The 6496-nt window shown below is 70.2% G+C and carries 6 protein-coding genes; 3 read left to right on the top strand and 3 right to left on the bottom strand.

Annotation, left to right across the window (positions count from 1 at the left end):
* The coding region (locus ACXJLU_RS32380; RefSeq protein WP_457337845.1) for an aminotransferase-like domain-containing protein at nt 1-1211 on the top strand (1211 nt) is incomplete at its 5' end.
* Between the two features lie 32 nt (nt 1212-1243).
* Nucleotides 1244-2002 (top strand): hypothetical protein, encoded by a 759-nt coding sequence (locus ACXJLU_RS32375; RefSeq protein ID WP_457337844.1) that lies wholly within the window; start codon nt 1244-1246, stop codon nt 2000-2002.
* Nucleotides 2003-2014: 12 nt separating this feature from the next.
* Here the strand turns inward: ACXJLU_RS32375 and ACXJLU_RS32370 are convergent, their stop codons facing one another.
* Genes ACXJLU_RS32370 through ACXJLU_RS32360 form a run of 3 tightly spaced genes read right to left on the bottom strand, consistent with a single transcriptional unit; the run spans nt 2015 to nt 6091 of the window.
* Entirely contained in the window at nt 2015-3904 is a 1890-nt protein-coding gene (locus ACXJLU_RS32370) for an ATP-binding cassette domain-containing protein (protein ID WP_457337843.1), read from the bottom strand.
* Nucleotides 3905-3962: 58 nt separating this feature from the next.
* Nucleotides 3963-4907, bottom strand: a complete 945-nt coding sequence (gshB, locus tag ACXJLU_RS32365; protein WP_457337842.1) for a glutathione synthase — start codon at nt 4905-4907, stop codon at nt 3963-3965.
* A 20-nt stretch (nt 4908-4927) separates the two neighbouring features.
* Nucleotides 4928-6091 carry a benzoate/H(+) symporter BenE family transporter gene (locus ACXJLU_RS32360; protein WP_457337841.1) on the bottom strand — a complete coding sequence of 388 codons (1164 nt, stop codon included), beginning with the start codon at nt 6089-6091 and terminating at the stop codon, nt 4928-4930.
* Nucleotides 6092-6310: 219 nt separating this feature from the next.
* Here ACXJLU_RS32360 and ACXJLU_RS32355 point away from each other — a divergent pair.
* The coding region (locus tag ACXJLU_RS32355; RefSeq protein WP_457337840.1) for a helix-turn-helix domain-containing protein at nt 6311-6496 on the top strand (186 nt) is incomplete at its 3' end.

Here is a 6496-nt window from a genome sequence, read left to right as displayed (position 1 = left end):
CGGCCGCAGCCGACCCGGTCGCCCGACCGCGCGCGCCGCTCAGCGCCATCGCGCTGGTGCGCAGCATGTTCCAGCCACCGGGCGCGCGGCCGATGCCGGGGCTGGGCACGCTGCCCTCCGAATGGCTGGACCTGCCGATGCTCAGCAGCGCGCTGCGCCGCGTCAGCAGCGGCTCGCAGCTCGCGGCGCTGACGCTGCAGTACGGCGAGCCGGCCGGCGACCTGCGGCTGCGCCGCGCGCTGTCGCAGCGGCTGGTCGACTTCGGCGTGAAGGCCGTGCCGGAGCAGATCGTCACCACCTTCGGCGCCACCCATGCGCTGGACATCGTCACCCGCAGCCTGACCCATGCCGGCGACACCGTGCTGGTCGACGAACCCGGCTGGTCGGTCGAGTTCGCGCGGCTGGCGGCACTCGGCCTGCGCGTGCTGCCGGTGCCGCGCGGCGAGGACGGCCCCGACCTCGCGGTGATGGAGCGCCTGATCGAGGCCCAGAAACCGCACGAGCGGCCGCGGCTGTACATCACCGTCTCGGTGCTGCACAACCCGACCGGCGCGACGCTGGCGCTCGGCCATGCGCACCGGCTGCTGAAGCTCGCGCAGGCGCACGGGCTGCACATCGTCGAGGACGACACCTACGCCCACCTGGCGCCGACGCACCTGCCGCGGCTGGCGGCGCTCGACGCGCTGGAGCGCACGATCTACATTTCCGGCTTCTCGAAGATCCTGGTGCCGAACTGGCGGGTTGGCTATCTGGCAGCGCCGCCCGACCTGGTCGACCGCTTCGTCGACACCAAGCTGCTCGGCAGCCTGACCACCACCAGCCTGACCGAGCAGGCGATCGCCCACTGCCTGGAGCAGGGCCTGCTGCGCCGCCATGCCGAGCGCGTGATGGCCCGGCTGGATGCGGCCCGGGCCCGCTCGGTGCAGCTCGCCGAGGCGGCGGGCTGCCGTTTCGCGGCCACGCCGCGCGGCCTGTTCGGCTGGGTCGACACCGGCGTCGACACCGAGCGGCTGTCGCAGGTGATGCTGGACGGCGGCTGGCTGCTCGCCCCCGGCTCGATCTTCCACGCCACGCCCCGGCCGAGCACGCTGATGCGCATCAACTTCGCGACCACGCAGGATGCGCAGTTCTGGCAGGCGCTGCAGCGCGCCCGCGACACCCCGGGCATGGCCACTCCCCGGAACCCGGGCTTTTCAGCGCCCGCCCGGTGACCTACAGTCACACCTTCCCCCATCCCGAGTCCATGTTCGAGCCCACCATTCCCTTCGGCGAGCCGGAGCTGATGCGCGTCAGTGCCTTCGAGCGCTACCTGCATGAGCCGGGCGGGCCGCGTGCACTCGGCGAGATCGCCGACAGCAGCCTGCGGGGCGCGACGCTCAGCCCGTCGCTGCTGGCCGACCTGAGCCGCTTCGAGCGGGCCGGCCATGCCTCCGAGGTGCTGGACGTGCTGGCCGCCTGCGTGCGGCATTCGCAGCAGGTCGCGATCCACCTGCAGATGGGCGAGGCGGTGGTGCCGCTGACCGTGTTCGCGCGCGAGCGCCTGGTGCACTGCCCGATCGACCTGAATGCCCTGCTGCGCGAGCGGCCCACCGAGTTGCGCGTGATGCATGTCGAGCCGGCGGTGCTGCGGCCGCCGGGCGACGCGGAGCTGTCGCTGGTGGCCGACGAGCAGCACTACCACTCGCTCGGGCCGGTGCTGTGGGAGCTCGCGCTGCGCGGCTCGCGCAGCACGCTGCTGCCGGAGATCGCCGGGCCGGTGGCCTACCGGGTGGCACCGGGCTTCGCGATGGGCGGGCTGCGTGCCGGCGGCCTGCTGCGCGCGGCGGTGCAGCGGCTGCAGGGCGACCGCTCGTCGCTGCGCGAGATGGCCGACTGGCCGGGCTTCGACACCTCGCGCGCCGCGCGGCTGCTGAACGCGCTGTACCTGCAATCGGGGCTGATCATCAGCCGCTCGCACCGCAACGCGATCGGCGAATCGTGGTTCGGGGCGCTCGGCCGTTGACGGACGCGGCGCTCAGCGCGCGCCGAGTTCTTCCCAGCGGGTGAGCGCCGCCAGCAGTTCGTCCTCGAGCGCCGAGAAGCGCGCCTGTGCGGTCGCGAGCTTCGTCGCGTCACCGGCGTAGATCTCGGTGCCGGCGAGCAGCGCCGACAGCGCCTTCTGCTCGGTCTCCAGCGCCTCGATGCGCGCCGGCAGGCCGTCGAGTTCGCGCTGTTCCTTGTAGCTGAGCTTGGCCTTCTTCGCGACGGGTGCAACCGCCGCAGCCACCGGGGCGGCCGGCGGCGTCGGCGCGGGTGCGGCCTTCGCGGCCTTGTCGCGCATCGCACGCGCGCGGTCGCGCTGCAGCTTCCAGTCTTCGTAGCCGCCTTCGTACTCGCGCCAGAAACCCGGGCTCTCGTCGCCTTCCCACGCGATCGTGCTGGTGACCACGTTGTCGAGGAAACGCCGGTCGTGGCTCACCAGGAACACGGTGCCCGGGTAGCTCTGCAGCAGCTCCTCGAGCAGCTCGAGCGTGTCGATGTCGAGGTCGTTGGTGGGTTCGTCGAGCACCAGCACGTTGGCCGGCAACGCGAACAGGCGCGCCAGCAGCACGCGGTTGCGCTCGCCGCCGCTCAGCGTGCGCACCGGCGAGTTGGCGCGCTCGGGCGAGAACAGGAAGTCGTTCAGGTAGCTCATCACGTGCTTGCGCTGGCCGTTGAACTCCACCCATTCGCTGCCCGGGCTGATGGTGTCGGCCAGCGTCGCATCGAGCTTCAGCGTGCTGCGCATCTGGTCGAAGTAGGCGACTTCGAGCTTGCTGCCCTGGCGCACGTGGCCGGAGTCGGCCTTCAGTTCGCCGAGGATCAGCTTCAGCAGCGTCGTCTTGCCGGCGCCGTTCGGCCCGATCAGGCCGACCTTGTCGCCGCGCAGGATGGTCGCGGTGAAGTCCTTCACGATCACCTTCTCGCCGAAGCGCAGGTTCACGTCGCGCAGCTCGGCGACGATCTTGCCGCTGGGCGCGCCGGAGTCCACTTCGAGGCGCACCTGGCCGAGCGAATCGCGCCGCTTCTGGCGCTGGTCGCGCAGCACTTCCAGCCGCTGGATGCGCGCCACGCTGCGCGTGCGGCGGGCTTCGACGCCCTTGCGGATCCACACCTCTTCCTGGGCCAGCAGCTTGTCGGCGCGCGCGTTGGCGAGCGCATCGGACGCGAGCTGCTCTTCCTTCATGCGCTCGTAGGCCGTGAAGTTGCCGGGGTAGCTGCGGATGATGCCGCGGTCGAGCTCGACGATGCGGGTGGCCACGCCGTCGAGGAAGGCGCGGTCGTGGGTGATCAGCATCACGCTGCCCTTGAAGCCGCGCAACAGCTCTTCGAGCCAGGTGATCGAGTCGAGGTCGAGGTGGTTGGTCGGCTCATCGAGCAGCAGCACGTCGGGCACGGCGACCAGCGCCTGCGCGAGCGCGACGCGCTTCTTCATGCCGCCCGAGAGCTGGCCGATCTCGCGCGTGCCGTCGAGGTGAAGCTGTGCGAGCGTGGTGTCGACGCGCTGCTCCCAGTTCCAGGCGTCGAGCGCCTCGATGCGCGTCTGCAGGGCGTCGAGGTCGACGCCGTCGGCATGCTCTTCGTAGGCCTGGCGCACGGCGCGGGCTTCGGCCACGCCTTCGCTGACGGCCTCGAACACCGTGTGGCCGGGTTCGAACACCGGCTCCTGCGGCACGTAGCAGATGCGCACGCCCTGCGTCATCTGCAGCAGGCCGTCGTCGAGCTTTTCGAGCCCGGCGATGATCTTCAGCATCGAGGACTTGCCGGCGCCGTTGCGGCCGATCAGCCCGAGGCGTTCACCGGTTTCGAGCGAAAAGGCCGCGTTGTCGAGCAGGGCCACGTGGCCGAAGGCCAGGTGGGCGTTGGAAAGCGAAAGGACGGCCATGGGGAGATCAGCGGGAGCAGCTCAGCAGAAGGAGCCGGATTATCCCGTGCCGGCGGTTTCAGGGCAGTTTGCTTTCCAGCGCATCGATGAACATCTCGGCCACGTCGAAACCGGCCTGCTGCGCGATCTCCTGGAAGCAGGTCGGGCTGGTCACGTTGATCTCGGTCAGGCTGTCGCCGATGATGTCCAGCCCCACGAGCAGCAGCCCGCGCGCGGCCAGCACCGGGCCGAGCGCCTCGGCGATCTCGCGGTCGCGGTTCGACAGCGGCTGCGCGACGCCCTTGCCACCGGCCGCCAGGTTGCCGCGGATCTCGCTGCCTTGCGGGATGCGGGCCAGCGAGAACGGCACCGGCACGCCGCCGATCACCAGCACGCGCTTGTCGCCGTGGACGATCTCGGGCAGGTAGCGCTGCACCATGACGGTCTGGGTGCCGCCCTTGTTCAGCGTCTCGGTGATGCTGCCCAGGTTCAGCCCGTCGGGGCCGACGCGGAAGATGCCCATGCCGCCCATGCCGTCGAGCGGCTTCAGGATGATGTCGTGGTGCACCGCGTGGAAGCGCTTGATCTCGGCCTCGTCGCGCGTGACGAGCGTCGGGCCGATGAAGTCGGGGAACTCGAGGATCGCGAGCTTTTCCGGGTGGTCGCGCAGCGCGGCCGGCTTGTTGAAGACGCGGGCGCCTTCGCGCTCGGCCTGCTGCAGCAGGTGGGTGGCGTAGAAGTACTCGCTGTCGAAGGGCGGGTCCTTGCGCATCAGCACCGCGGTGACATCGGCGAGCGCCAGCGTCTGCGCGGGTTGCTCGTCGAACCAGGCGTGCGGGTCGGTGGTGACCGTGAACGGCCGGACCTTCGCCTGCACGCGGCCGCCGCGTTCCCAGACCAGGTCGCGCGGTTCGCAGGCGGCGAGTGCGTGGCCGCGGCGGGCGGCTTCGCGCATCATCGCGAAGGTCGAATCCTTGTAGGTCTTGAAGGCTTCCAGCGGGTCGGCAACGAACAGCAGCGTCATGGCGGGGCTCTCTCTGTCGGTCAGGCGGCGATGCGGGGCCGCCACTGTTGCACAAAAAGCGCGAGCGCGCCGGCGACCACGCCCCAGAAGGCCGAGCCGATGCCCCACAGGCTGAGGCCGCTCAGCGTCACGAGGAAGGTGATCAGCGCGGCCTCGCGGTGGGCGTCTTCTTTCAGGGCCGCGGCCAGGCCGCTGCCGATGCTGCCCAACAGCGCGAAGCCGCCGATGGCGACCACCAGTTCGCGTGGAAAGGCCGTCAGCACGCCGGTGACGGCTGCGCCGAACAGGCCGATCACGCAATAGATGAGGCCGCAACTGACGGCCGCCATGTAGCGCCGGCCCTTGTCTTCATGCGCCTCGCGGCCCATGCAGATGGCCGCGGTGATGGCCGACAGGTTCAGCGCAAAGGCACCGAAGGGCGCGAGCAGCAGCGTTGCCAGGCCGGTGAGGGTGATCAGCTTCGAGATCGGCATGTCGTAGCCGGCCGCCCGGATCGCCGCCACGCCCGGCAGGTTCTGCGAAGCCATCGTGACGACGAAGAGCGGCAGCGCGAGGCTCACGATGGCCGGCAGCGTGAACACCGGCGCCGTGAAGACGGGCATCGTGAGCCCGAGCGGAACGGCGCCCAGGTGCAACTGGCCTTGCAGTGCGGCGAACGCGGTGCCGGCCAGCAGCACGCCCGGCACCGCATAGCGCGGCCAGAAGCGACGGCCGACCAGGTAGGCGGCGAGCATCAGCAGCACCAGCGCGAACGAGGATTTCAGCGCGATGAAGGCATCGAGCCCGAAGCGGGCCAGCACGCCGGCGAGCAAGGCGCTGGCGATCGGCATCGGAATGCGCCCCATCAGCCGCTCGAACCAGCCGGTGACGCCGAACAGCGTGACCAGCGCGGCACTGACGATGAAGGCGCCGATCGCCTCCGGCAGGTGGAAGGCGCCACTGGCCGCCGCGGTGGCGAGCACGGCCGCGCCGGGAGTCGACCACGCGATCATCACCGGCTGGCGCAGCCACAGCGAGGGCAGCACCGAGCACAGCCCCATGCCGAGGCCGAGCGCCCACATCCACGAGCTGATCTCGGCGGGGCCGGCGCCCAGGGCCTGCGCGGCCGAGAACACGATGGCGACGGAGCTGGTGAAGCCGACGAGGACGGCGACGAAGCCGGCCACGAAGGCGGAGAGCGACATATCGGAAGGTCGGATCTGCATCCGCCCAAGCCTACCAAGGGAGCGAGGCGCGTGGAGGCGGGAGGGCAACAATCCCAATCAAGGGAGGGTGTGCAGCGGCGTGGCCGTGTTGTCCGAAGCGGGCCAGAACGAACCGCATGGTGTTGCATTCAGGCTCTTTGCTTTGGTTGGCGGTTTCAAAGGTGAAGTGCAACACTCCAGCCCCCTGAGAGCCGTTGCATGACAAGAACCTACGAACAATTGAGCGCCGAGGACCGAGGCGTGATCATGGCGCTGAGTTCCCAGGGCAGCAGCGCACGAGCCATTGCCAGGACGCTGCAACGAGCTGCCAGCACCATCACCCGCGAACTGCGGCGCAACGGCTTCCAGCGTGAGGAGGAGCAATGCGTCATGGGCCGCCCGCGA

The sequence above is a fragment of the Rhizobacter sp. P5_C2 genome, from assembly GCF_054049715.1.
The sequence above is the reverse complement of the archived record's forward strand: the minus strand, read 5'-3'. Positions and strand labels throughout refer to the sequence as shown.